1 protein-coding gene is annotated in these 442 nt (G+C 37.8%); it reads left to right on the top strand.

Annotated elements, in window-relative coordinates; translation table 11 throughout:
* Positions 1-360, top strand: a 360-nt coding sequence (locus EOK74_RS20735) for a hypothetical protein (RefSeq protein WP_205964792.1), incomplete at its 5' end; no start/stop codon positions are given.
* Positions 361-442: the final 82 nt, after the last annotated feature.

Raw genomic sequence — 442 nt, 5'->3', positions numbered from 1 at the left:
GGCGTTATGTATAAATTGAGCATGAATATAACTCGAAAAAAAGTTTGTTTTTATTGGCTACTAGTAGGAACTTTTTCGTCAGTTCTAGCATCCACTATTTCAATGCTCTATTGGCATTTTACGTATATGCCAGAACCAAATGTTAATTGGTCACCAATCAACGATATGCTCGGTATGTTTATGATCATGCCTTTCGGCTGGTTAATGTCCATTATTACTCCGGCTGGTTGGCTAAGTGTTATCGGTTTAGGATTAGCACTTTATAAAATAAGCTTAAAACCTTTAATCCTGTCGGTTCTTGGTAGCCTCCTATTTGGTATTTATTGGCCAAAGTTTTTCGTAGGTATGATGGGTATATGAAAATACATAACAAACACATCAAAAATAGCCCACAAAAAGCGTGGGCTGGACTCGCTATCGCTCGCCTTTTATGTGGGCGTTA

The organism is Paraglaciecola marina (assembly GCF_004360155.1).
Lineage (GTDB): Bacteria > Pseudomonadota > Gammaproteobacteria > Enterobacterales > Alteromonadaceae > Paraglaciecola > Paraglaciecola marina.
This window is presented reverse-complemented; position numbering and strand designations above follow the sequence as displayed.